Genomic DNA, 3073 nt, shown 5'->3' with positions numbered 1-3073 from the left:
CACCGGCTCGGCATCGTGCACCGGGACATCACCCCGGCCAACGTGATGATGACCGGGACGGGCGTCAAGGTGCTCGCCGGCGCGGACGCTCCCGCCGTTGCCGTCGGGAAGGCCACGGCGGCCGTTGCCGTCGGGCACACCACGCCGGCCAGCGCCCTCCCGGAGCAGCCAGCTGCGCCGGTACGGGCCCGCGCCAGCGTCTCGACCGCCGGGGCGTCCCGCAGCGACCTGCCGGCCAGCGCCCCGGTCACCGCTACCACCTACCGCGCGACCGGCTCGGCCGACGTTCCGGTGCCCGGGCAGCGCAACGACTCGACCGCTCCGGCGCGGGCCAGCGCCACCGTTCCCACCGGCAGCCGGGTCACGGCCGGTGCGATCGGCACGCCGGGCCCTCGGGGCAGCACGCCAACCGTCTACGGAGCCGGGCCGGTGAGCACCGAGCCGCCCGAGCCGGCGCAACCGCCGCAGCCCGCCCAGCCTCCGGAGCCGTCGACTCCGGAGCCGAGGCCGGAGCCCACGCCGCCCGGCCCTGGGCCGGCCCAGCCCGCACCACCCGAGCCGGAACCCGCGCCGGCCCCGGGTCCGTACCCACCCGGCCCGATGCCGACGCCACAGCCCCGACCCGCGCCGCCGCCCGGCCCGGTACCGCCCGTTCCGGGTCCGCCCGTACCGCCGCCCTCGCCGGTGCCGCCCGTCCCGGGTCCGCCGGCGCCGCCCGTCCCGGGCCCGCCCGTTCCACCACCCGTGCCGCCGGTGCCCGCCCCGCCCGGTCCGATGCCGGCACCGCCGTTTCCACCGCCGCCGGCGGTGATCGACACGCCCGGTGTACGCGCCACCGCACCGGTCTCCGCACCGCCGGCCGGATGGCCGGCCGCCGCCGGGACGACCCGCTCGGCGTCGACCGGCGGGTGGGCCGAGGCACCCGTCTCCGCGCCGCCGGTGGTGCCCGCTCCCGCGCTGCCCAGTTGGCCGCCGTCCAGCGTCGGCTCTCCCCAATCGCCGGCGAGCAGCTCCGGAAACTCCCGGCCGACGGGACCGACCGCCAGGTCGGCGGTCAACTCCGGACCGGCTGCGGCTGGCGCTCATGATGGGCGACGCGGCGGTGGCTCCGACCTGGCCGGCACCGTCTACGGCAGCGGTGAGGGGCCGGGTTTCACCACGATCGCGATGCCCACCAACGCGGTGGAGACGTCCGGCTCGCTGACCGGTCACATCCTGGCCCAGGGCTGGGCGGACACCCCGGCCGAGCGCTCCCGCAACGCCCGGGTGGTGATCGTTCTGGCCGCTGCTCTGGGGCTGCTGGTCGCGATCAGCGTCATGATCGTCCTGCTCGCCGGTGATGCACTGGACGGTCTGGTCGGCGGCGTGCTCAACGGGTGACCCGTCGAGTGGACGCGATGGTGAGTCCGCCCACTACGGTCGGGCAACCGGCTGGCGGGTTCGCCGAACCGCCGTACACTGGCTTAGATCACTGACCCGGCGCGCGTGGTGCGCGCCCCTGGGCGATCTTGCGGGCGATCCGGCGGCACAGCCGCGGCAGGCCATCGCGAAGATGCGCCCCGCTCGAAAGGCTTTTGTTGACCACCTCTGCTGACCCCAGCACCGTCACGTCCGTTTTCGACCCCACCCCGGCGGCCGACACCGCCGAACCCATCGACTTCGCCGCCCTCGGCCTGCCCGAGCCGCTGGTCCGCGCATTGGCACAGCAAGGCATCACCAGCCCGTTCGAGATCCAGCGGGCCACCGTTCCGGACGCGCTCGCCGGCCGGGACGTGCTGGGCCGTGGCCAGACCGGTTCGGGCAAGACGCTCGCCTTCGGTCTGCCGCTGATCGCCCGGCTGGCGACCCGCAACCGGGCCCGGCCGATGCGCCCCCGCGCCCTCGTCCTGGTTCCGACCCGGGAGTTGGCCATGCAGGTCAACGACGCACTGTTGCCGCTGGGCAAGGCCGTCGGCATCTTCCTGAAGACCGCCGTCGGCGGTGTCCCGTACGACCGTCAGATCGACGCGCTGCGGCGCGGCGTGGAGATCATCGTGGCCACCCCTGGCCGGCTCGGCGACCTCATCGAGCGGGGCATCTGCCAGCTCGACGACGTCGAGGTCACGGTGCTCGACGAGGCTGACCAGATGGCCGACATGGGCTTCCTGCCCGAGGTGACCGACCTGCTGGCGAAGACGCCCGCTAACGGTCAGCGGCTGCTCTTCTCGGCCACCCTGGACGGTGACGTCGACGCGTTGGTCAAGCGGTTCATGAACGACCCGGTGACCCACTCCACGGCGCCCTCCACCGCCTCGGTGTCCACCATGGATCACCACATGCTGTTGATCCCGCCGCACGAGAAGTTCCCGGTGGCGGCCTCGATCGCCGCTCGGGACGGCCGGACGATGGTCTTCGCCCGTACGCAGCTCGGGGTGGACCGGCTGGTCGAGCAGCTCGCCGCGGTCGGCGTACGCGCCGGTGGGCTGCACGGCGGCAAGACCCAGCGGATGCGCACCAAGACCCTCGCGGAGTTCCGTGAGGGCCGGATGAACGTGCTGGTCGCCACGGACGTGGCGGCTCGGGGCATCCACGTCGACGGGGTCACCCTGGTGCTGCACGTCGACCCGCCGAAGGACCCGAAGGACTACCTGCACCGGGCCGGGCGCACCGCTCGGGCCGGCGAGTCGGGCGCGGTCGCCACGCTGGTGCTGCCCAAGCAGCGCCGCACCACGCTGGCGATGATGGAGAAGGCCGGCGTCGCACCGGCCGAGACCCGGGTCCGGGTCGGCGACCAGGCGTTGGCCGAGTTGGTCGGCGCGCGGGAGCCCAGCGGTGTCCCGGTTCGTGTCGAGGCGGAGCCGCGCGGTTACGGCGACCGTTCCGGCGGCCCGCGTCGGTTCGGCGACCGTCCACAGGGCGAGCGTCGCTACGGCGACCGGCCCAGCGGTGAGCGTCGCTACGGCGACCGGCCCACCGGTGAGCGCCGCTACGGCGACCGACCGCAGGGCGACCGGCAGTACGGCGACCGGCCGCAGGGCGAGCGCCGCTACAGGACCGTCCGCAGGGTGAGCGGCGGTTCGGCGACCGGCCAGGA

The 3073-nt window shown here is 74.8% G+C and carries 2 protein-coding genes; both read left to right on the top strand.

What is annotated here, in order from left to right; translation table 11 throughout:
- A partial coding sequence (locus ACWCO3_RS33335; RefSeq protein WP_450013914.1) for a hypothetical protein occupies window positions 1-1380 on the top strand: 1380 nt, incomplete at its 5' end.
- Between the two features lie 272 nt (window positions 1381-1652).
- A partial coding sequence (locus ACWCO3_RS33330) for a DEAD/DEAH box helicase (RefSeq protein ID WP_450013916.1) occupies window positions 1653-3073 on the top strand: 1421 nt, incomplete at its 3' end.

This window comes from Micromonospora sp. NPDC002411, assembly GCF_053592955.1.
This window is presented reverse-complemented; position numbering and strand designations above follow the sequence as displayed.